21 protein-coding genes are annotated in these 21,616 nt (G+C 71.5%); 13 read left to right on the top strand and 8 right to left on the bottom strand.

Features of this window, described 5'->3' with window-relative positions:
• The first annotated feature begins 189 nt into the window (after nt 1–189).
• Both AC0KXF_RS04075 and AC0KXF_RS04070 read left to right on the top strand, forming a co-directional pair.
• A complete protein-coding gene (locus AC0KXF_RS04075) occupies nt 190–693 on the top strand; it encodes a hypothetical protein (protein ID WP_473107971.1) in 504 nt (167 codons plus the stop codon).
• 38 nt (nt 694–731) lie between these two features.
• Nucleotides 732–1,847, top strand: coding sequence for a cysteine desulfurase family protein (locus AC0KXF_RS04070; protein WP_473107970.1), 1,116 nt, complete (start codon nt 732–734; stop codon nt 1,845–1,847).
• A gap of 51 nt (nt 1,848–1,898) precedes the next feature.
• Here AC0KXF_RS04070 and AC0KXF_RS04065 read toward each other — a convergent pair whose 3' ends face one another.
• Nucleotides 1,899–2,312, bottom strand: a complete 414-nt coding sequence (locus tag AC0KXF_RS04065) for a molybdenum cofactor biosynthesis protein MoaE (protein WP_473107969.1) — start codon at nt 2,310–2,312, stop codon at nt 1,899–1,901.
• Entirely contained in the window at nt 2,305–3,471 is a 1,167-nt protein-coding gene (locus tag AC0KXF_RS04060) for a ThiF family adenylyltransferase (protein WP_473107968.1), read from the bottom strand. Before AC0KXF_RS04060 ends, AC0KXF_RS04065 begins: the two co-directional genes overlap by 8 nt.
• Before the next feature lie 50 nt (nt 3,472–3,521).
• On the opposite strand from AC0KXF_RS04060, the gene AC0KXF_RS04055 reads away from it, so the two are divergent.
• The 6 genes from AC0KXF_RS04055 (at nt 3,522) to AC0KXF_RS04030 (ending at nt 8,655) form a co-directional block, all read left to right on the top strand.
• Nucleotides 3,522–3,782 carry a MoaD/ThiS family protein gene (locus AC0KXF_RS04055; protein WP_473107967.1) on the top strand — a complete coding sequence of 87 codons (261 nt, stop codon included), beginning with the start codon at nt 3,522–3,524 and terminating at the stop codon, nt 3,780–3,782.
• 13 nt (nt 3,783–3,795) lie between these two features.
• Nucleotides 3,796–5,154 (top strand): molybdopterin molybdotransferase MoeA, encoded by a 1,359-nt coding sequence (locus tag AC0KXF_RS04050; RefSeq protein ID WP_473107966.1) that lies wholly within the window; start codon nt 3,796–3,798, stop codon nt 5,152–5,154.
• Nucleotides 5,147–5,647: a cyclic pyranopterin monophosphate synthase MoaC gene (moaC, locus tag AC0KXF_RS04045; protein WP_473107965.1), complete on the top strand. Its 501-nt coding sequence runs from the start codon at nt 5,147–5,149 to the stop codon at nt 5,645–5,647. Before AC0KXF_RS04050 ends, moaC begins: the two co-directional genes overlap by 8 nt.
• Entirely contained in the window at nt 5,644–6,189 is a 546-nt protein-coding gene (locus AC0KXF_RS04040; protein ID WP_473107964.1) for a MogA/MoaB family molybdenum cofactor biosynthesis protein, read from the top strand. Before moaC ends, AC0KXF_RS04040 begins: the two co-directional genes overlap by 4 nt.
• A gap of 46 nt (nt 6,190–6,235) precedes the next feature.
• On the top strand, nt 6,236–7,774 hold the full coding sequence (locus AC0KXF_RS04035; RefSeq protein WP_473107963.1) for a SulP family inorganic anion transporter: 1,539 nt from the start codon (nt 6,236–6,238) through the stop codon (nt 7,772–7,774).
• Between the two features lie 104 nt (nt 7,775–7,878).
• Complete coding sequence (locus tag AC0KXF_RS04030; protein ID WP_473110097.1) at nt 7,879–8,655, top strand: HNH endonuclease family protein; 777 nt, start codon at nt 7,879–7,881, stop codon at nt 8,653–8,655.
• A 63-nt stretch (nt 8,656–8,718) separates the two neighbouring features.
• Here AC0KXF_RS04030 and AC0KXF_RS04025 read toward each other — a convergent pair whose 3' ends face one another.
• The 4 genes from AC0KXF_RS04025 to AC0KXF_RS04010 all read right to left on the bottom strand — a co-directional run bounded on the left by AC0KXF_RS04025 (nt 8,719) and on the right by AC0KXF_RS04010 (nt 14,642).
• Entirely contained in the window at nt 8,719–9,711 is a 993-nt protein-coding gene (locus AC0KXF_RS04025) for a C-terminal binding protein (RefSeq protein ID WP_473107961.1), read from the bottom strand.
• Nucleotides 9,708–11,351: a thiamine pyrophosphate-binding protein gene (locus AC0KXF_RS04020; RefSeq protein ID WP_473107960.1), complete on the bottom strand. Its 1,644-nt coding sequence runs from the start codon at nt 11,349–11,351 to the stop codon at nt 9,708–9,710. The genes AC0KXF_RS04025 and AC0KXF_RS04020 overlap by 4 nt, the downstream gene beginning before the upstream one ends.
• Before the next feature lie 132 nt (nt 11,352–11,483).
• Complete coding sequence (locus tag AC0KXF_RS04015; RefSeq protein WP_473107959.1) at nt 11,484–12,845, bottom strand: MFS transporter; 1,362 nt, start codon at nt 12,843–12,845, stop codon at nt 11,484–11,486.
• A gap of 126 nt (nt 12,846–12,971) precedes the next feature.
• A complete protein-coding gene (locus AC0KXF_RS04010) occupies nt 12,972–14,642 on the bottom strand; it encodes an amidohydrolase (protein ID WP_473107958.1) in 1,671 nt (556 codons plus the stop codon).
• A gap of 198 nt (nt 14,643–14,840) precedes the next feature.
• On the opposite strand from AC0KXF_RS04010, the gene AC0KXF_RS04005 reads away from it, so the two are divergent.
• Nucleotides 14,841–15,764, top strand: coding sequence for an Lrp/AsnC family transcriptional regulator (locus AC0KXF_RS04005; protein ID WP_473107957.1), 924 nt, complete (start codon nt 14,841–14,843; stop codon nt 15,762–15,764).
• A 23-nt stretch (nt 15,765–15,787) separates the two neighbouring features.
• On the opposite strand, the gene AC0KXF_RS04000 is transcribed toward AC0KXF_RS04005, so the two are convergent.
• Nucleotides 15,788–17,467: an FAD-binding dehydrogenase gene (locus tag AC0KXF_RS04000; protein ID WP_473107956.1), complete on the bottom strand. Its 1,680-nt coding sequence runs from the start codon at nt 17,465–17,467 to the stop codon at nt 15,788–15,790.
• 126 nt (nt 17,468–17,593) lie between these two features.
• Nucleotides 17,594–18,286 (bottom strand): lysophospholipid acyltransferase family protein, encoded by a 693-nt coding sequence (locus AC0KXF_RS03995; RefSeq protein ID WP_473107955.1) that lies wholly within the window; start codon nt 18,284–18,286, stop codon nt 17,594–17,596.
• A 194-nt stretch (nt 18,287–18,480) separates the two neighbouring features.
• Between AC0KXF_RS03995 and AC0KXF_RS03990 the strand changes: the two genes are divergently transcribed.
• From AC0KXF_RS03990 to AC0KXF_RS03975, 4 genes are read left to right on the top strand one after another with little or no spacing between them, the layout of a single operon-like run.
• The gene (locus tag AC0KXF_RS03990; RefSeq protein ID WP_473107954.1) at nt 18,481–19,293 is read left to right on the top strand and encodes an ABC transporter ATP-binding protein; all 813 of its coding nucleotides are present in this window, start codon (nt 18,481–18,483) and stop codon (nt 19,291–19,293) included.
• Nucleotides 19,290–19,931, top strand: coding sequence for an ABC transporter permease (locus AC0KXF_RS03985; RefSeq protein ID WP_473107953.1), 642 nt, complete (start codon nt 19,290–19,292; stop codon nt 19,929–19,931). The genes AC0KXF_RS03990 and AC0KXF_RS03985 overlap by 4 nt, the downstream gene beginning before the upstream one ends.
• Nucleotides 19,928–20,629 carry an ABC transporter permease gene (locus AC0KXF_RS03980; protein ID WP_473107952.1) on the top strand — a complete coding sequence of 234 codons (702 nt, stop codon included), beginning with the start codon at nt 19,928–19,930 and terminating at the stop codon, nt 20,627–20,629. Before AC0KXF_RS03985 ends, AC0KXF_RS03980 begins: the two co-directional genes overlap by 4 nt.
• On the top strand, nt 20,626–21,585 hold the full coding sequence (locus tag AC0KXF_RS03975; protein ID WP_473107951.1) for an ABC transporter substrate-binding protein: 960 nt from the start codon (nt 20,626–20,628) through the stop codon (nt 21,583–21,585). The genes AC0KXF_RS03980 and AC0KXF_RS03975 overlap by 4 nt, the downstream gene beginning before the upstream one ends.
• The last annotated feature ends 31 nt before the right edge of the window (nt 21,586–21,616 follow it).

Raw genomic sequence — 21,616 nt, 5'->3', positions numbered from 1 at the left:
TGTCGGGTGCGGACTTCGCTCACATCAGGCCGAAGCAGGTGAACATTCGCGAGTTCTCCACAGATTCTGGGGGCGCGTTTCCGCCTCGCGATCCGAGACGTAGACTACGAACACGAACCGCGCAGAGCATTCGAGAGGAGGCGGCTCGTGTCCCCGGATATCCTCGCTACGATCCTGAGCGCAGTCGGAGTGCTGCTCGCGATGGCCGGCGGTTTCGGGTGGGTCATCACCCGGCTCGACTCACGCCTTGACTCGGGCCTCAGCGGGTTGGAGCAGCGTCTGTCGGCGCGGATCGACGGGGTCGAGGCATGCAATGAGGAGACGGAGCGCCGCCTGTCGGCACGGATCGATGGGGTCGAGTCCGGGCTGGAGCAGCGTCTGTCGGCGCGGATCGATGCGTTGGATGCGCGGTTGTCGACCCGGATCGATGCGTTGGATGCGCGGTTGTCGACCCGAATCGACGCAGTGGAAACTGGGCTGGAGCAGCGTCTGTCGGCCCGAATCGACGCGTCGGATGCACGGTTGTCGACCCGAATCGACGCAGTGGAAACCGGGCTGGAGCAGCGGTTGTCGACCCGGATCGACGTGCTCTCGGAGGAGGTCGGCGGGCTGCGCGGAGACGTGGCCGAGCTGAAGGTCGCGGTCGCCCGACTGGAGGGGCCCGCGCGTCCGCCGTTGCTCATGCTGGGGTGACGGGCGTATCGTGCCCAGTGCGCCGCTACACTGCGGGTATGTCGCAGCAGGTCTACCTCGATCACAACGGCACCACGCCGGTCGCGCGGGAGGTCGTCGAAGCGATGCTCCCGTACCTCACGGAGCGCTTCGGCAACCCCTCGAGCTCGACCTCGCAGGGGCTCGCGGCTCGTAGCGCCGTCGAGAAGGCTCGCGAGCAACTCGCAGCGCTCGTCGGCGCACACCCTGACGAGATCGTCTTCACCTCGGGCGGTACCGAGGCCAACAACCTCGCGATCCGGGGTGCCGCCGTGCTCTCCTCACATCGGAGGCTGCTGACCTCGGTGGTCGAGCACCCGGCCACAGCCCGTCCGGTGGACGGGCTCGAGCGCGACGGCTGGGATGTCCGCAGGCTCGCCGTTGACTCCGAGGGGCGCGTCGATCCCCGTGCAGTGCCGGCCGGGGCGCTGGGGATCGGGACCCTGATCCTCGCGCAGAACGAGGTCGGCACGATCCAGCCGATCCCCGAGGTCGCGGATCGGGTGCGCGCCGCGGGCGGCGTCATGCACGCCGACGCGGCACAGGCCGCGGGGAAGATCCCCATCTCGGTCGACGGGCTCGGAGTCGACCTGCTGAGCATCGCCGGCCACAAGCTCTACGCGCCCAAGGGTGTGGGCGCGCTCTACGTGCGGCGCGGCACGCCGATCGCACCCGTGCTCGTCGGCGCGGGGCAGGAGCGGGGGCTGCGGCCGGGGACGGAGAACGTGGCGGGTATCGTCGCGCTCGGGGCCGCCGCCGAGCTGGCCGGCGAGCTGCTCGACGCCGAAGCCGCCCGCCAACGGCATCTGCGGGAGCTGCTCTGGGAGCGCCTGGTCGCGGGCCTCCCGCAGCTGGTGCGGGTCAGCCCGCCCGACGGCTGTCTGCCGAACACGCTCATGGTGGCGGTCCCGGGGTGCATCGGCAGTGGGGTGTTGGATCGGGCACCCGAGGTCGGCGCCTCCACCGGCAGCGCCTGTCACTCGGGGACGCACACGCCCTCGAGCACGCTCACCGAGATGGGACTCGATCCCGACCTCGCGCTCGGAGCGCTGCGACTCTCAATGGGCCGCGCGACCACCGAGCCGGAGGTCGAGGCCGCCGCGGACGCGCTGATCGCGGCGGTGCGGGCCGGCTGACCGAATCGCGGCCGGAGAGGTGCTGCCACCAGGCGGTCCAGGCAAGGACGCTTACAGCCCCACCCAATCGGAGACGCCGTCGGCATAGTGCTGGCGCTTCCAGATCGGCACCTCGTGCTTGATACGCTCGACCAGCCGCTCGACGGCCTCGAAGGCCTCGCGACGGTGCGGGGCGGAGGCTGCTGCGACAAGCGCGGCGTCGCCGACGGCGAGTGCGCCGATCCGGTGCACGGCCGCGAGTCGCACCCCAGACCGGCGTTGCTCCTCCGCGACGATATCCGCGATGAAGCGTTGCGCGTCGGGGTGCGAGCTGTAGTCGAGCGCGCGCACTCGCTCACCGCCGTCGTGGTCTCGTACGACACCGTGGAACATGACCACTGCGCCGCACTCCGCGGCGTCGACCGCGGCCCGCACCGCTGCCTCGTCGATGGTCTCGTCGGTGATCCTCGCCAGCGGTTCAGACATCGTGCCCCTCCAGCAGCTTCGGTGCGACGGCGGCGAGAGCGGTCACTCCGCCTCGCAGGTAGCGGACCTCGACGCCTCGCTCTGCGAGCAGGCGGGCGGCGCGAATGGATCGCGGATCGCGTTCGCAGTACACGGTGACAGGGCCCGGCCCGGCGGCGATCTCGAGCGCGGCGTTCTCGGATTCGAGCTGATCCAGAGGCGCTGCCTTCGAACCGACGATGCGCCGCGCGGCGTGTTCCGCGGGTGTGCGCACGTCGAGAAGTCGTGGCGGAGCCCCGGTGGCCAGTTCGGATGCGAGCGCCTCAGCTGACACCGCCGCGGGAAGCGGGTCGGCTCCGGCGCAGAACTGCTCGTAGTCGACGAGCTCCGACACGGGCGATGCCTGAGAGTCCCGCCGGTACGACAGCTCGCGGAAGTCGGCGGCGAGTGCGTCGTAGAGCAGCACGCGTCCGATGAGCGGTTCGCCCAGCCCCGTGATCAGTTTGAGGGTCTCGGTCGCGAGGAGGGAGCCGATCGTGCCGCACAGGCCGGGTAGCACGCCTCCGGTGCCGCAGTCCAGCACCTCGTCCGGTGGGGGAGGCGATGGGAAGAGGTCGCGGTAGCCGGGGCCGTAGCGGTGCCAGGCGACCCCGAGCTGACCGTGGTACTGCAGAATCGCACCCCAGACGAGCGGTCTGCCGGTGAGTTCGGCGGCGTCGTTCGCGAGGTAGCGGGTGGCGAAGTTGTCGCTGCCGTCGATGATCAGGTCGTAGCGCTCGAACAGGTCGAGCGCGTTCGAGGAGTCGAGCCTGATGCGATGCTGCTCGATGCGCACGCCGGGGTCGAGACGATTCGCCGCGTCAGCGAGCGAGGCCGTCTTCGGACGTCCGAGGTCGGCGGTTCCGTGAGCGACCTGGCGGTGGAGGTTCGAGAGCTCGACCTCGTCGTCGTCGACGATGCCGATCGTGCCCACTCCCGCGCCCACCAGGTACGGCACGCTCGCGCTGCCGAGCCCTCCGGCGCCGATGACCAGCACGCGCGCCGCATGCAGACGGGCCTGAGCCGTCTCCCCGAAACCGGGCAGTGGGAGCTGGCGCTGAGCGCGTCGCAGCCGCTCCGGGGGGAGCGAGGCGGCCGGCTCGACGAGCGGCGCCGGACGTGCTGGGTTGTCGGAGGGCATATCGCCCATTGTAGGTCTCGGTGCTGCATCCCGGGGCTACGATGGAGGGCATGACGGGCATCACGGTTCGGTACTTCGCCGCGGCGGCCGACGCGGCGGGCACGGCGCAGGAGGAGGTGCTGCTGAGCGCGCCGGCGACGCTCGACGCGCTGCGGGCGGAGCTCGCGGATCGGCACGGCGCCGCGATGCTGCGGGTGCTGCGCAGCGGGTCCTTTCTCGTCGACGGCGAGGTGCGACGCGACGGCGGGGAGATCGGCGCCGGTCCGGGGGGACCGGTCGTCGACGTGCTCCCGCCGTTCGCCGGTGGATGATGGGCGTCGAACGGTGAGCGCAGCCGGGCGGGAAGCGGCGGCGGGCGCGGGGCAGGGCATCGAGTCAGCGGCTGCTCGCACCGCTGAGGAGCACGTCGCGGCCTGTCGTCGCGTGCTGGGCGAAGCGTTGCTGAGGGCCCGCACTCGAGGGCCCGAGAGACTGAGCGTCGTCGATGCCGGCCTGCTCGGGCGGGTGACGGCGGAGGCCGCCATCTCGCCGATCCCGCTGCCGCCCTTCGACAATTCGCAGATGGACGGCTACGCGGTGCGCTCTCGCGATCTTGCGGAGGCGACCGAGGCGAGACCCGTGGAACTCCGGATCGGGATCGCGACCGCCGCGGGCGATGCTCCCGTCGAGCACGCGCCGGGCAGCGCGTCGCCGGTGATGACGGGTGCGGCGATCCCCGGCGGGGCGGACGCGGTCGTGCCGATCGAGCGGGTGCTGCCGCCCGAGTTCCCGGCGCTTGCCAGAGCCGGTCGGGGTGAGCCGAGGGGAACGGTGACGTTCATCGCTCCGGTGCCGGTGGGGGAATTCGTGAGGCGCGCGGGATCCGATCTCGGATCCGGCGCGGAGATCCTCGCCGCGGGCGCCCGCCTCACGCCCGCTCGCATCGGCGCGCTCGCCGCGGCCGGGATCGCCGCGGTGCCGGTGCTGCCGCGTGTGCGCGTGCTGCTCTGCTCGACCGGGGACGAGATCGTGCCGCCGGATCAGGCGAACTGCCTCGTCCCGGGGCGGATCCACGATGCGAACACCCCGATGCTCGCCGCGGCGCTGCGAGCCGTGAACGCCGACGTGCGGGTGCTGCGATGCGAGGACGACCCCGCGGCGCTGCGGGCGGCGATCCGCGCGGATGCGCCGTGGGCCGACCTGATCGTGACCTCGGGCGGCATCAGCGCGGGCGCGTTCGAGGTGGTCCGGGATGCGCTCGCACCGCTGGGAGCGGAGTTCGTGAAGGTCGCCATGCAGCCGGGAGGGCCGCAGGGTCTCGGCGTGCTCATGTTCGACGAGACAGGCGGCGTTGACGAGACAGGCGGCGGGCACCGGCTGCCCGTGCTCTGCTTCCCCGGCAATCCGGTGAGCGCGATGCTCTCGGCCGAGCTCTTCCTGCTGCCCGCGCTGCGGGACTACGCGGGTCTCGCGCCCGAGCGGCCGCGCGAGCGGCGGCCGCTCGCCCACGACGCCGACTCGCCCGAGGGCAAGCTGCAGCTTCGCCGCGGCACGCTCGCCCCCGACGGTCGGATCGTGCTCAGCGGGCCGAGCTCCCACCTGCTCAGCGGACTCGCGGCAGCCGACGTGATCGCCGAGATCCCGCTCGGAGTAGGTTTCGCGGCCGAGAACACTCCCGTCAGCGTCTGGAGGATCCATGACTGACCCCCGTGCCGAACGCCCAGCCGATCCCGGCCTCACCCACCTGCGCGAGGACGGCAGCGCGCACATGGTCGACGTGAGCGACAAGGCCGTCACCAAGCGCACCGCCCGCGCCGAGGCCGTGCTCGTGACCCTTCCCGAGGTGGTGCGGCAGCTCGTGGAGGGGCAGCTGCCGAAGGGCGAGGCGCTCGGCACGGCCCGCGTCGCCGGCATCATGGCGGCGAAGCGCACGTGGGAGCTGATCCCGCTCTGCCACCCGCTGCCCATCAGCCGGGTGTCGGTGGACTTCGAGGCCGAGGGGGATCGGGTACGGGTGCTGGCCGAGGTGACGACGCGCGGTGTCACGGGCGTCGAGATGGAGGCGCTCACCGCCGCGAGCGTCGCCGCGCTGACCCTGTACGACATGATCAAAGCGGTGCACAAGCACGCGGAGATCACCGGCACGCGGGTGCTCGCCAAGTCGGGCGGCAAGAGCGGCGACTGGGAGGCCGCGTGAACGGCGTCGGCGGCGGTGACGATGGCCTCGGCGGGTCGGAGGCCGGGCGTCGGGCCGTGGCGATCGTCGCCTCGACGAGCGCGGCGGCGGGGCGCTCGGTCGATCGCACCGGGCCCGTTATCCGCAACTGGCTGCGGGAGCGGAGCTTCGAAACCGGGGAGCCGATCGTCGTGGCCGACGGCGAACCCGTCGGGGCGGCGGTTCGGGCCGCGCTCGAGGAGCGGGCCGCCGTCGTCATCATCACAGGCGGTACCGGGGTCTCGCCGAGCGACCTCACCCCCGAGGTCGTCGCCCCGCTGCTCGACGTGCGCGTGCCCGGCCTGATCGAGGAGATCCGCCGCCGCGGCCTCGCCTCGTCACCGCTCGCGCTCATCACCCGCGGGGTGGCCGGGTTCGCGGGGGACACCCTCGTGGTCACGCTGCCGGGATCGCCTGGAGGGGTCGCTGACGGCCTCGACGTGCTCGGGGGCGTGATCGAGCACCTGCTGCGCCAGCGGGCGGATCGGGGATCGCGCCACGACCCGGGACCGGTAGGCTGCTAGCCGACAGCTCGGGCCACCGGCGCCCGCTTCGCCCGAAGGAATCGCAGTGACCCCATCCCAGACCGCCGCGGACGAGCGCGCCCGCTACCGCCCCGATCCCTCTGTGCTGACGGCGCTGCGCAGCCCGCGGCTGCTGACGAGAGAGGTGCTCGCCGGGGTGGTGGTGGCGCTCGCGCTGATCCCCGAGGCGATCGCCTTCTCGGTGATCGCGGGCGTCGACCCGCGTATGGGGCTGCTCTCGTCGTTCATCATGGCGGTGAGCATCGCCTTTCTCGGCGGCCGCCCGGCGATGATCACGGCCGCGACCGGCGCCGTGGCCCTCGTGGTGGCGCCGGTGGTGCGGGAGCACGGGCCGGAGTACCTCATCGCGACGGTGCTGCTGGCGGGTGCGGTCCAGATCCTGCTCGCCGTGCTGGGAGTCGCGAAGCTCATGCGCTTCATCCCGCGCAGCGTGATGGTGGGCTTCGTGAACTCCCTCGCGATCCTCGTCTTCGTCGCGCAGCTGCCCCAGCTGATCGGGGTGCCCTGGGCGGTGTACCCCCTGGTGGCGGGCGGGATCCTGATCCTGCTGCTCATGCCCAGGATCACCCAGGCCGTGCCCGCGCCGCTCGTCTCCGTGATCATCGTGACCGTCGTGGTGGTGGTCTGCGCAATCAACGTACCGACGGTCGGCGACCAGGGCGAGCTGCCGCGCAGCCTGCCCGAGCTCGTGATCCCGAGCGTGCCCCTCGAGTGGAGCACGCTCGCCGCGATCGCCCCCTACGCCTTCGCCATGGCGCTCGTGGGCCTCATGGAGTCGCTCATGACGGCGAAGCTCGTCGACGAAATCACCGACACCCACTCCGATAAGACGCGCGAGGGCTGGGCGCAGGGCGTCGCCAACCTGCTCTCCGGCTTCGGCGGCGGCATGGGCGGCTGCGCCGTCATCGGGCAGACCATGATCAACGTCAAGGTGTCGGGTGCGCGCACGCGTATCTCGACGTTCCTCGCCGGTGTCTTCCTGCTGCTGCTCGTGGTGGTGCTCGGTGACCTCGTCGCGATGATTCCGATGGCGGCGCTCGTCGCGGTGATGATCATGGTGTCGATCGAGGCCTTCGACTGGCACAGTGTCGCTCCCTCGACGCTGCGGCGCATGCCGAAGAGCGAGACCTTCGTCATGCTCGCCACGGTCGTCCTTGTCGTCGCTACCCACAACCTGGCGATCGGCGTCATCGGCGGCGTGCTCGTGGCCTCGGTGCTGTTCGTTCGGCGGGTCGCGCATCTCGTTCGAGTGGAGCGGGAGGTGCGGCCCGCCGAGCACACCGAGGAGGGTGGCCCCGAGCGTGCGCACTACACCGTGACCGGAGAACTGTTCTTCGCGTCGAGCAACGACCTCACGACCCAGTTCGAATACCGTCGGGATCCCGAGCGCGTGGTGATCGACATGTCGGCCGCCCACGTCTGGGACGCCTCGACGGTCGCCGCGCTCGACGCGGTCATGACCAAGTACGAACGTCTCGGGAAGCGGGTCGAGCTGACCGGCATGAACGCGCGCACGAGCGACTTCCACTCGCGGCTCACAGGCACGCTCGGCGGCGAGGGTTGAGCGGTTCTCATCGAGATACCGGTGGTGCCGGCGGTCCTTCCCGCCGGTTCCGTCGGTCCCGTCGCAGTGGCGGCGCGCGGGACTCCCGCCGCGGTCGTGCGCTTGTGCCCGCGGGGTTGGCGCTGTGCCTGCTGATGCTCGCGGGTGTTCTCGTGCAGGGTTCCGGCGGCGACGAGAGTCCGGGCGATCCGGACGAGCGCAGCGGCGGCACCGCGGTGCTGCGGGACGGGGACGTGCGGGAGAGCGACGCGGATCCCGATCCCTCCTCACCTCCCGGCGAGGCGACGCCGGACCCCGACACCCCGCAGCCGCCCTCGGCAGAGTACGCGACCGAGATGCTCGACGCCCTGCCCGTCAAGGGACGCGCACCGAAGACCGGTTACGACCGGCGCGAGCGCTTCGGGCACGGCTGGAAGGACCCGGATCGCAACGGCTGCGACGCCCGCAACGACACCCTGCGGCGCGACCTGACCGAGGTCGTGCTCGACGGGCCCTGCAAGGTGCTCTCGGGGGTGCTGATCGACCCCTACACCGGCACGCGGATCGACTTCGTGCGCGGCGACCGCACCTCGCAGGCGGTGCAGATCGATCACCTGGTCGCGCTCTCGGACGCCTGGCAGAAGGGCGCGCAGGCGCTCACGCAGGAGCAGCGGATCGCCTTCGCCAACGACCCGCTCAACCTGCTGGCCGTCGACGGCTCCGTCAACTCGAGCAAGGGCGATGGCGACGCGGCGACGTGGCTGCCGCCGTCGCGGGGGTTCCGCTGCGAGTACGTGGCGCGCCAGATCGAAGTCAAGGCCGTCTACGGTCTGTGGGTGACGGCGGCCGAGCGCGATGCGATGCGGCGCGTGCTCGATGCCTGCCACGAGCCTGCTCCGTGACGCGCCCGCCCCGAGGCAGGCCCACCCCGAGGCAGGCCCGCCCCGGGGCAGGCTCCCGGCGCCCTACGCTGGGCGATTGACCGGAGAGTCGGGCGCGCCCGTTTCGAGCAGTGAGACGGCGTTCTGCGCCTGGATCCGCACGTACTCGACCTCGGTGCGCGCCGAGAAGTACGCGATGTGCGGGGTGAGCACTACGTCGTCGCGGCCGAGGAGCGGATGCCCCGGCTCGGGCGGCTCCTGATCGAGCACGTCGAGGGCCGCACCCGAGAGCTGCCCCGAGTCGAGTGCGGCGACCAGCGCGTCGTTGTCGATGAGTGCGCCCCGCGACACGTTCACGAGCACGGAGCCGCGAGGCATCGCCGATAGGAACTCGGTATCGACCATGCGCTCGGTCTCCGGCGTGAGCGGCAGGTGGAGCGAGAGCACGTGCGACGACGCCCGCACCTCGTCGAGGCTCGCGCGCCGCACGCCGAGCGAGTCGAGCTCGGCGCGCACCTCGGCGGTGTCGGGCAGCATCGGATCGTAGCCGATCACCGAGCCGAAGAGAGGAGCGGCGAGGCGCACGAGCTCGCGCCCGATCCGTCCGAGCCCGATGACGCCGAGCGTCGTCTCGCTGAGGCGGGGCGGTGCCGTGGGTGCTCGGTCGTTCCAGTCGAGCGGGTTCGCCGAGGCGGTGTAGAAGGGGAGCTGCCGCACGGTGCTGAGCAGGATCGCGAGCGCGTGGGTCGCGACCTCCTCGGTGGCGGCGCCCGGCACATTCGTCACCCAGACTCCGCGCTCGGTCGCCGCCTCCAGGTCGACGTAGTCGAAGCCCATCGACATGAGCGGGACGATCCGCAACTCGGGCAGCGCCTCGATGACCTCGCGGGTCACGGGGGCGTATCCGGGCAGCAGTGCGACGGCGCCCCGCGATCCCTCGATGATCGCCTGGGGATCGCGGGTGCCGATCACCCGCACCTCGAAACCGTGCTCCTCGAGCAGCCGGATGCCGATCGAGGGGTCCGTGTCGTCGACGTCGGTGTAGACCGCGAGGGGCCGCTCGCCGCGGGCGCTCACGAGGCGTCCGCTTCCGAGAGGTCGAACGCCGCCTGATCGATGTGGATCAGCTGCAGGCCCCCCTCGCTCACTGCTGCCTCGACGGCGCGCGCCAGCTCGGCCGGGTTGCCGGCGCTGCGACCCCGCCCGCCGAACGCATCGGCGACGGCGACCCAGTCGGGCTGCGCGAGCTCGACGCCCACCGGCGCGATACCGGCATCCGCCTCGTTCTGCTTGATCTCGGCGTAACCGCCGTTGTCGACCACGATCACGGTGACGTCCTCACCCTGCTCGACGACCGTGATGAACTCGTTCATGGAGAACATGAGGGCCCCGTCGCCCGTGACGACGAACGAGGGGCGGTGCGGTGATGCGATGCGGGAGCCGAGTGCCGCGGGCAGCCCGTAGCCGAGCGTGGCATAGGTCGCCATGTACGGCGTCGAGTTCGGCTCGGACACACGCAGGGCGTTGAGCAGTCCCCAGTAGGCGATCTGCGAGGAGTCGGTCGAGATGATCGCGTGCTCGGGCAGGGCTGCGGCGATGCGTTCGGCGAGCACGGTGTTCGTCGCGGACAGCTCGGCCGATTCGGTGCGCGCGGCGGCGAGCGCGTCGCGCACCAGCGCCTCGGCGGTTTCGGTGCGCGCGGGATCCGGATCCTCGTCCGGCAGCGCGTCGAGGATCGCTGAGAGCGTCGCCGCGGCGTCGCCCACGAGGCCGACGTCTGCGCGTTGATTCTTGTCGATCTGCGACTCCAGCAGATCGATGCGGATCACGGTGCCGCCCGCCTCGAGCCGCGGCACCCACAGCTCCGCCTCGCCGAGCTTCGAGCCGACGACAAGCAGCACGTCGGCCTCCTGAGCGACCCTCCGGCCCGCGGCCAGGCGCAGGTTCGATCCGGCGGAGAGCGGGTGGTGCTCGTCGAGCACCCCCTTCGCGTTGAGGGTCGTGACCACGGGCGCGGCGATCCGCTCCGCGAGCGCGCGCAGCTGCGCCCCGGCCCGGCGCGATCCGCCGCCCGCGAGGATGGCGGGCCGCGCGGCGCCGGCGAGCAGCGCGGCCGCCTCTGCCGCGGCGGCAGCGTCGGGCGCAACCGGCGAGGGGAGCTCGCGCGGGGCGGTCGCGGCGGCGGGCAGCTCGGTTTCGCGCTCGAGCACGTCGAGCGGGATTTCGAGGTAGACGGGGCGCGGCCGGGTCGTGGCGAACAGCTCGAAGGCGTCGTGGATCGCCGCGACGGCCTCCTCGGCGGAGCGCACGCGGCGGCCCCACTCGACGATCGCGGAGGCGGCGCCGAGCTGATCCTTCGTCTCGTGCAGCGTGCCGACGTCGGCGAACTCGGCGCCGAGCGCCGGTCCGGGCGAGACGATGATCATGGGGCGCGACTCGCAGTAGGCGGTGCCAGCCGCGGAGAGCGCGTTGAGCAGACCGGGACCGCTCGTGGTGATGACGACGCCGGGCAGGCCGGTCTGCAGCGACCAGCCATCGGCGCCGTACCCCGCGCCCTGCTCGTGGCGGGTGGTGACGGGGTGGATCCCGAGCTCGCCGAGGGGGCGGTAGAGCTCGAGATTGTGGGTGCCGGGGATGCCGAAGACGGTGTTGACGCCGTATCCGCGCAGGGTCTCCATGACGACCCAGCCGGTCGTGCGCTTGGGAGTGGTTTCCATGGTGGTCCTCGAAGTCGTGGTGGTGCGCCGAGAGACGGATTTCGCAGCGGGGTCGCGCGACTACGCTGCGAAATCCGTCTCTCGGTCGGGGAAAGGGAGGTGGGATGAGGCCGGGTCAGGCGCGGCGCGGTCTCAGCGGGTCTCGGGATCCTGCGTGTCGACCGTGGTCGTGTCGAGCCGCGGGGTGAACGACCCCGTGACCGGGGCCGCGTCCGAGTGCTGCGGGGCGAAGCGCACGCCGATGAAGGCCGCGAGCGCGAGTACGCCGAAGAACGCGACGACCGACCAGAAATTGCCGTCGGTCACGATGAGCAGGGTGGAGGCGATCGCGGGCGAGAGACCGCCCCAGACCGCGGCGCCGATGCCGTAGGAGAGCGACATCGAGGTGTACCGCGACTGCGGTCGGAACATCTGCGCCATGAGGGTCGAGAGGGGTGCCCAGGCGCCGCTCAGCGTGACGCGGATCAGGATCACGAACAGCCAGATCATTCCGACGTTCTTGGCCTGGATCGAGAGCACGAGCGGGATGATCACGATGAACGACGGGATGATGCCGAGGTACATGACCATCTTGGGGCCGATCTTGTCGCCGAGCGCGGCGATCGGCAGCGTCACGATGAACTCGACGAGCGACGCGATCGTCATGGCGCCGAGGATGATCGAGGGATCCAGCCCGATCTCGGGGGTGTCGGCGTAGTTCTGCACGAAGGTGGTCGCGATCACGTAGCCGCCCGACGACATCGCGATGATGCCGAAGCCGAGCAGGATCGGCAGCCAGTTGTTCTTCAGCGCGAAGAGCAGCGGGGCCGACTGCTCGTGCCCCTCGACCTTCTGCTCGAACACGGGCGTCTCCTCGACGCGCCAGCGCACCCAGAAGCCGACGGCGATGAGCACGATGCTGAAGAGGAACGGGATGCGCCAGCCCCAGCTCAGCAGCGCGTCCTCGCCGAGCGCCGAGAGCGCCCAGAACGCGCCGGTCGCCATCATGGCGCCGAGCGGGTTGCCGACCTGCGTGAAGCCGCCGTAGAAGCTCTTCCACTTCGGCGGCGCGCTCTCGACCGCCATGAGGCTGGCGCCGCCCCACTCGCCGCCGACGGCGAGTCCCTGGGCCATACGGCAGATGATCAGCAGCATCGGGCCCCAGATCCCGATGGTCGCGTATCCGGGCAGCACGCCGACGAGCGTCGTGGCGACGCCCATGAGGATCAGAGTGATGGTCAGCGCCGGTTTGCGGCCGAGCTTGTCGCCCACGTGGCCGAAGATGATGCCGCCGATCGGGCGCATGAAGAACGCGACGGCGTAGGTGCCGAAGGAGGCGAGGGTGGCGAGCGCCGGTTCGGCCTCGGGGAAGAAGACGTGCGGGAAGATGATCGCCGCGGCCGTCGCGTAGACGTAGAAGTCGTACCACTCGATCGAGGTGCCGACGAGAGCGGCCATACCGCCTCTCAGGGCGCGTTTATGGGAGTTCGGCGCAGCGGCCGTGGTGGTGGACATGTGAGCTCCTTTGCTTGGATGTCGGAGAACGCTCGGGAAGGTGCCGAAAGGCGGAAAACGCGTGCGCGGTGGGGATATAACACGCATTATCCGCCTTTCGGCGGGGATAGGGGGATAGGGCTGGGATCAGCGGGTGAAGACGCGCTCGCCGCCGACCCAGGTCTCGGTCACCGAGATCTTCGCGAGCTCGGGCACCGGGGCGGCGTGAGGATCGCGGTCGAGCACCGCGAAGTCGGCGCGCTTGCCGGCCTCGATGCTGCCGAGCTCGTCCTCTCGTCCCAGCGCACGGGCCGCCGAGATGGTGTGGGCGCGGAGGGCTGTGTCGAGCGACACCGCGAGGTCGTCGGAACCGAGCTGCGTGCCGCGGCGGGTGATGCGCGAGACGGCGGCCTGCACGGCCTCCATCGGACGAGGATCGGCGACCGGCGCATCGGAGGAGATCGTGACGGGTACGCCCGCGCGCTCGAACTCGCCGAGGGGGTTGAAGCGCTCGCCGGGGGTGCCGACGGCCTGCTCGACCCCCTCGCCCCAGTTGTAGTGATGCTGGGGCTGGTTGACGGGGTAGATGCCGGCCTTCGCCATGCGGGTGATCTGCTCGGGGGTGGGCAGGCCGCAGTGCTCGATGCGGTGGCGTGCGTCGGGGTCCGGGCGATCCGCGAGTGCCGCCTCGATCGCGCTGATCACCATCTCGAGCGCTGTGGGCGACTGCGAGTGCGTGGCGGTCTGCAGGCCGACGCGGTGCGCCTTCCTGATGAGCTCGGTGTAGTCGCCCGGCTCGTGGTAGAGCTGACCGGTGCGGCAGGGGTCGCCCACGTAGCCGTCGGGGAAGTACGCGGTCCAGCCGCCGAGCGTGCCGTCGGAGTAGAACTTGATGCCGGCGAAGCTGAGGTGCTCGTTGCCGAACTGCCCGTGCAGGCCCATCTCGATCGCCTCGTCGAGCAGGTGCGAGAGCAGGTACATGCTCACGCGCACCTTGAGGTCGCCGGACTCCGCGAGACGCAGGTACATGTCGAACTCGCGTCGGCTCACCTGGGCGTCGCCGATCGTGGTGACGCCGCCGGCGAGGAAGTTCTCCTGGGCCGCTGCGAGCTGGCGCTTGTGCTCCTCGGGCTCGTCGGCGAGGTGGAAGTTGGGGCCGTGGTGCCCGATCTTGACGCCCTCGAGGCCGGTGAGCACGTTGCACGCCGCGTCGGAGAGCTCGCCCGTGAGCTCGCCGTCGGCATCGCGGAAGAACTCGCCGCCCTTCGGGTTCGGGGTGTCGCGGGTCACGCCGTGCAGCTCGAAGGTGTAGCTGTTGACCACACCGCCGTGGCCCGACGCGTTCATGAGGTAGACCTCGCGATCGGTCGCCACCTGGTCGAGCTCGAACCGGGTCGGGTGGCGGCGTTCTGCGAGATTGCGCTGCTCGTACCCATAGCCCCGGATCGGTCGGCCCGCGGGGAGCGTCTTCGCGGCCTCCTGCAGCAGGGCGACGATCTCGGGGATCGAGCCGGCCTTGTCGGGGCCGCAGTCGACCCAGCTCATCATCTGGCCGAGCATGAGGGGGTGGGCGTGCGCGTCGATGAAGCCGGGCACCACCGTGGCGTCGCCCAGATCCACGAGCTCGGGCTCGAGCGCGCTCACCTCGGCGGCCGCGGCGCGGCACTCGGCCACGGTGCCGACGTGCGCGAAGCGGTCTCCGATGATAAGGAACGCTTCGGGCGTGCTCCCCGACGCGTCGAGGGCGTCGATGCGCGCGGCCGTGACGATCTTCGGCGCGGTCGGGACGGGGGCCTGGGTGAACGCGAGCTTGCGCACGGTGAACTCCTTCGTGTCGAATCGATACGAGAGTACGCGGGTGGGGCTCGCGTGTGAAGCCAGATTGTGCGTCAGTTTCGCTGTCACCGCAGTTATGTCGTCTCCAAGTGGCATTTTTTTGACCGGATGTGCTGATCTGGATCGCATGACAGAATTTTTGCCGCGATTCTTCGGGGACGGTTCTGGCAGGATGCAGGCATGGACGATTTCGATGAGGATCTCATTCGCGCACTCCAGCTCGACGGACGCGCGCAGTTCTCCGCGCTCGCGACGAAGCTCGGCGTGCATCGGACTCTCGTCGCCCAGAGGGTCCATGAACTGCTGGCAGCCGGCGAGATCCGGATCCTCGCGGCCGTGCACCCGCGCGCCGTCGGCCTCCCGATCCAGGCCAACCTGCAACTGCGCATCAGCGGACCCACCTCGCCCGTGTTCGAGCGGCTGCGCGAGTTCCCGAACGTCGTGTTCCTGTCGGAGATCAGCGGGCAGTCGCAGGCCGTGGTCGAGGTGTGGGCGGCCGACAGCGACGACGTGGGTCGGTCGGTGCGCGCGATCCAGGCGATCGACGGCGTGGATGAGGTGCAGTTCTCCCTCTACGATCGGGTGCTCCGGCGGCTGCGCCTGGGGGAGGACCCCGAGCCGACGGACCTCGAGTTCGACGACTTCGATATCGAGCTCATGGCGCAGTTGCAGACGGACGGCCGGCTCACCTTCGGCGAGCTCGCGCGGCGCACCGGCCGGTCGGCGTCGGCGTGCCGGGCGCGCGTGCTGCGGCTGCTCGGCTCGGGCATCATGCGCATCGGGGCGGTGCGCAGCCGACGCAGCGCGACGACATCGGTGCTGTCGGGGGTCGGGATCATGCTCACCGGAGAAGCCGACGACCTGGCGTCGGCGGAGGAGCTGCTGCTCGGCATCCCGACGATCGAGTTCGCCGCGCGCACGCTGGGCCGCTACGGGCTCATCGCGACGATCGCGGCGAGGTCGCTCGCCGATTACACGGATATCGTGCGGAGGATCCGCGCGCACCCCGGGGTGCGCTTCGTCGAGACCTGGATCCACGCCTTCGTCTGGCTCGAGCGCTACGAGTGGAGTCTCGACCGCCTGGAGCGCAATCGCCGGGCGTGAGCGATTCGCCCGCATCGCGGCCCTCAGCGCACGGCCTCCGCGGCGGTCCGTCCCGCGGCCCGCCCCGAGAACAGGCACCCGCCCAGGAATGTGCCCTCGAGCGCGTTGTAGCCGTGCACCCCGCCCCCGCCGAAGCCGGCGGCCTCGCCGGCGGCGTAGAGGCCCGGTACGGGCGCCCCGTCGGGGCCGAGCGCGCGCGACGAGAGGTCGGTCTGGATCCCGCCCAGCGTCTTGCGAGTGAGCACGTGGAGCTGCACCGCGACGAGCGGTCCCGCCGCGGGATCCAGGAGCCGATGCGGCGCCGTGGTGCGGGTGAGGCGGTCGCCGAGGTAGCGGCGGGAGTTGCGGATGCTCATCACCTGCGCGTCCTTCGAGAAGGGGTTGCGGATCTCGGCGTCCCGTTCGCGGATCACCCGTTCGACGGCCTCGGCCGAGAGCAGCGGCTCGGCGGTGAGGGCGTTCATCTTCGCCACGAGCTCGGGCACGCCTTCGGCCATCACGAAGTCGGCGCCGCGGTCGATGAACGCCTGCACCGGCCCGGGTGCCCCGCGGCCGAGACGCGTCTTGAGCAGCAGCTTGTGGTCGCGGCCTGTGATGTCGGGATTCTGCTCGGATCCGGACAGCGCGAACTCCTTGGCCGCGATGCGGCTCGTCACGACGAACCAGGAGTGGTCGTGCTCGGCGAGGCCCGGCCGGGTGCGCAGCATTCGGAGCGTCGCGAGCGTGTCGTGGCCGGGCAGTCCCGGAGGCGGCAGGCGGCGCCCCAGCGCGTCGAGCCACAGCGGGGAAGGGCCGGGCAGGATCCGGATCGCGTGCCCGGGCCAGACGGGGTTCCAGTTGCGCACGCCCTCCGTGTAGTGCCACATGCGGTCGCGGTTGACGAGGCGCGCACCCGCCTGCTGCGTGATCCCGATCATGCGTCCGTCGACGTAGGCGGGCACGCCCGTGACCATGCTGCGCGGCGGGGCGCCGAGCCGATCCGGCCAGAACCGCCGCACGAGGTCGTGGTCGCCGCCGATACCGCCGCTCGCCACGATCACGGCGTCGGCGCGCAGATCGAACTCGCCCACGACCTCGCGCGAGGAGCGCGCCCCGCGGGCGTTGGTGTCGGGGGCGAGCACGCTCCCGCGCACGCCGACCGCGCGGCCGTTCTCGACCACGATGCCGTCGCAGCGGTGCCGGTGCAGGATCCGGGTGCGGCCCTCGGCCGCAGCGCCCTGTGCCGCGGCGACGAAGGGGTCGATGACCCCGGTGCCGGTGCCCCAGGGCACGTGGAAGCGCGGCACCGAGTTGCCGTGCCCGCCTGCCGTCAGGTCGCCGCGTTCCGCCCAGCCGACCACGGGTGTGAGCTCGATGCCGGCCTCCCGGATCCAGGCGCGCTTCTCGCCCGCGGCGAACTCGACGTAGGCGCGGCCCCAGCGCGCGGCCCATTCGTCCTCGGGGTGCTCGCCCTCGAGTCGATCCCACCCAGCGCTGCCGCGCCAGTCCTGCCAGGCGAGGTCGAAGGAGTCGCGCACCCCCAGGCGCCGCTGCTCGGGGGAGCCGACGAGGAACAGCCCGCCGAACGACCACCAGGCCTGGCCGCCCAGATCCTGCGGTCCCTCCTGGTCGATGAGCACGGTGCGCAGCCCCGCGCGGTGGACCTCGCGCGCGGCGACGAGCCCCGAGAGCCCGGCCCCCACGATGATGACATCGGCGTCCATGCTCCCATTGTGCCGCGTCCCGGCTGCCCGGCCCAGCCCGACCTGCGTGCCCGCGACGCGGGCTAGTGACGCGGGTCGGCTTCTCGCGCCCGCGCAGGCCTCATCCGACTCGCGCGGACCCTCCGCTCAGGCGCCGCGGCCTCCCGCGGCGTGGTCGTCGGCGAGCTCCTGGCCGGTGAGGGAGTGGATCGCCGTCATGATCCGCTCGGTGGCCTCGCGGCGGGCGCGGCCGCCCGGCAGTCCCGCGAGGTCTTCGAGCGGCACCGGCGGGCCGAAGCGCACTTCCACCCGGGCGGCCCGCCCCGTGGCGGGATCCCGCAGCTTGCGGTTCGTGCCGATGAGGCCCACCGGCACCACGGTCGCCCCGGTTTCGAGCGCGAGCCAGGCGACCCCGGCGCGCCCGCGGTAGAGGCGGCCGTCGCGCGATCGGCTGCCCTCCGGGAAGACCGCGAAGACGCTGCCGGAGGCGAGCACCCCGCGCCCGGCGTCGAGCGCCTCCTGCGCGGCCGACGAGGTCTCGCGGTGCACCGGGATCGCGCCGATCTGCCTGAAGAACCAGCCTCCGATACGGGATTCGAAGAGCGACGCCTTGGCGAGGAACTGCACCTTGCGCGGTGAGAACGACGGGATGAGGATCGTGTCGAGCCCCGAGAGATGGTTGCTGGCGAGCAGCACGGGGCCTGTCGCGGGTACGTGTTCGCGCCCGGAGACGCGAGGCCGGAAGCGCAGCCGCAGGAGCGGTCGCAGCACTGCCCGGCCGATGAAGAAGACGGGGCCCGGGCGTGCGGGCGGTGTGTTCGCGGCGGTCGAGGAGCTCACACTGCGAGCCTATCCAGCCTCGCGCCCCGGCAACCGGGGTCAGTTTCGTGCGTGTCGCGGATCCGGAAGCGAGGGCCCCGTCGCGCATACACCGTGGCGCATCGTCTGGCAAGCCCCCTGTGCGGCGCTCGCGGGCGGTCGTTAGGGTGGGGTGAGCGGAACCACCGCGCGCCCGACCTCAGGGAGGTGACGACGTGATCGAGTTCGAGCACGTATCCAAGGCCTACCCGGGAGGAGCGACGGCCGTGCATGCTTTCTCATGCGCCGTGCCCTCGCACCGCACGGTGGTGCTCGTCGGATCCTCCGGCTCGGGCAAGACCACTCTGCTGCGGATGGTGAACCGCATGGTCGATCCCACGCAGGGCCGGGTGCTCATCGACGGTGAGGACGTGCGCGACCGCGACCCCGTCGAGCTGCGCCGCTCGATCGGATACGTGATGCAGCACGGCGGGCTGCTGCCGCACCGCACCGTGCGCGACAACGTGGCGACCGTGCCGATCCTGTCGGGAACCCCGCGGCGAGAGGCGCGCGCCGCAGCGGGGGAGCTGCTGGAGCGGGTGGGGCTCGATCCCGCGCTCGGCGACCGCTACCCGGCGCAGCTCTCGGGCGGTCAGCAGCAGCGCGTCGGCGTCGCACGCGCCCTCGCTTCCGATCCCAACATCCTGCTCATGGACGAGCCGTTCGGCGCCGTCGACCCGATCGTTCGCCGAGAGCTGCAGCACGAGCTGCTGCAGCTGCAGTCCGAGCTCGGCAAGACGATCGTGTTCGTGACGCACGACGTCGACGAGGCGTTCCTGTTAGGCGACGAGGTGGTCGTGCTCGAGAGCGGGGGCAGGACCGCGCAGCGCGGCACGCCGGCGGAGATCCTCGCGGATCCGGCGAGCGACTTCGTGCGCGACTTCGTCGGTGCGGATCGCGCCGAGCGCCGGCTGCGCCGCGTCGAAGTGGGAGGCCGCAGCGTCGCCGTCGACGAGGACGGCCGGCCCGTGGGGGTGCTGGGCGGGTGAGCTGGCTGCTCGCGAACTGGGACGCCGTGGCGGTGCTCGCGGTCGACCACCTGCTGCTCAGCCTGCCCGCGATCCTCGTGAGCGTGCTCATCGCCGTGCCGATCGGCCGCCTCGCGTTCCGCAGGCCCCGCATCGGCGGTCCGCTGCTCTCGCTCGCGACGCTCGCCTACGCGATCCCGGCGCTACCGTTGCTCATCATCCTCCCCGCGATCATCGGCACGCCCCTGCGGTCGTGGCAGACGATGGTCGCCGCGCTCACGGTCTACGGCGTCGCGCTGCTCGTGCGCACCGCGTGCGACGCGTTCTCGGCCGTCGACCCGCAGCTGCGCGACGCGGCCACCGCGACTGGTTACTCGCCGCGGGGCCTGTTCTGGCGGGTCGACCTGCCGCTCGCGGTGCCGGTGCTGATCTCGGGCGTGCGCGTGGTGACGGTATCGACGATCAGTCTGGTCACCCTCGGCGCGCTGATCGGCGTGCCCGGCCTCGGCACGCTGCTCACCGACGGCTTCCAGCGCGGAATCGCGGCGGAGGTGTGGACCGGGGTGCTCGCCACCGCGATCCTGGCGCTGCTGCTCGATGCCGCGGTGCTCGGGATCGGCCGGGCGCTCACCCCGTGGACGAGAGGGGCGAGGGTATGACCCCCGCCGCACTCGGCCTGTTCGGGGAGGCACTGGGCTGGCTCGCCGATCCCGCGCACTGGAGCGGCGCCGGAGGGATCCCGACCCGCATGCTCCAGCACCTCGGGGTGACCGCGCTCGTGCTCCTCATCGCGGGAGCCGTCGCACTGCCGGCCGGGGTGCTCATCGGGCATACCAGGCGCGGATCCGGGCTCGTCGGCGGACTCACCGGGGCCGCCCGCGCGCTGCCCACCCTCGGCCTGCTCACGCTCTTCGGCCTCGCGTTCGGGATCGGCCTGACGGCGCCCCTGCTGGCACTCGTCGTGCTCGCGGTGCCGTCGCTGCTCGCCGGGGCGTACGCGGGGGTGCAGGCCATCGACCCCGCGGTACCCGCAGCGGCGAAGGCCGTGGGGTTCAGCCCCGCCCAGGTGATCCTGCGCGTCGAACTGCCGCTGTCGCTGCCCGTGATGGTCGGCGGAGTGCGGGCGGCGACGCTGCAGGTCGTGTCGACCGCGACGCTCGCCGCCTACACGGCCGATATCGGTCTCGGTCGCTACCTGTTCGCCGGCCTCAAGTCGCGCGACTACGTGCAGATGCTGGCGGGCGCACTGCTCGTCGTAGCGATCACCCTGCTGCTCGAATTGCTGCTCGCGCTCTGCCAGCGCGCGGCGGCCCGAGCCACTACCCCGACTACCGAACGAGAGGAAGCACGATCATGATCCATCGCCTTCAGCCCAGCCGAACCATCGGTCGCACCCCGTGGCGCCGCGTCGCGCTCGCCGCGGGCGCGCTCGTGCTCTCCGCGGGCCTCCTCACCGCCTGCGGGGACCGCGACCCGCTCGCCGATCCGGACCCCGCGACGCCGGCCGAGGGGGACACCATCGTGATCGGCTCCCAGGACTACTACTCGAACGAGATCATCGCCGAGGTGTATGCGCAGGCGCTCGAGGCCGGCGGCTACGACGTCGACCGGCAGTTCCGCATCGGCCAGCGCGAGGTCTACCTGCCCGAGCTCGAGGCGGGATCGATCGACCTCTTCCCCGAGTACAGCGGCAACCTGCTGCAGTACTGGGAGCCCGACACCGAGGCCCGCCTGAGCGACGACGTCTACTCCGCGCTCGAGCAGGCCGCGCCAGACGGCTTGCGCGTGCTCGAGCAGGCGCCCGCCACCGATCAGGACTCCTACATGGTGACCCGCGAGTTCGCCGAGCAGTGGAACGTCGAGCAGGTGGAAGACCTGGCTGAGGTCGACGAGCCGCTCACCCTCGGCGCGAACTCGGAGGCCGAGAGCCGCCCTTACGGACCGAAGGGACTCGCCGACGTCTACGGCGTCGAGGGTGTCGCGTTCACCCCCATCGAGGACGGCGGCGGCCCGCTCACGGTGAAGGCGCTGCGAGACGGTTCGATCCAGCTCGCCATCATCTACACCGCCGACCCCAGCGTCGCCGAGAACGATCTCGTTGCGCTCGAGGACACGAAGGGTCTCTTCCTCGCCTCGCACGTCGTGCCGCTCGCGAGCGACCGCGTCGACGACGGTGCCGAGCGCATCATCGACGAGGTCAGCGCGGCCCTGACTTCGGAGGACCTCCTCGCGATGAACGGCCGCAGCGTGAACGACGAGCTGTCGGCCGACCGCATCGCGGGCGATTGGCTCGCCGAGAAGAAGCTCGTCTGAGGGCGTTCCCCGGCGGCGCGTCCCCGGGATC

Source organism: Leucobacter holotrichiae, assembly GCF_055791005.1.
The sequence above is the reverse complement of the archived record's forward strand: the minus strand, read 5'-3'. Positions and strand labels throughout refer to the sequence as shown.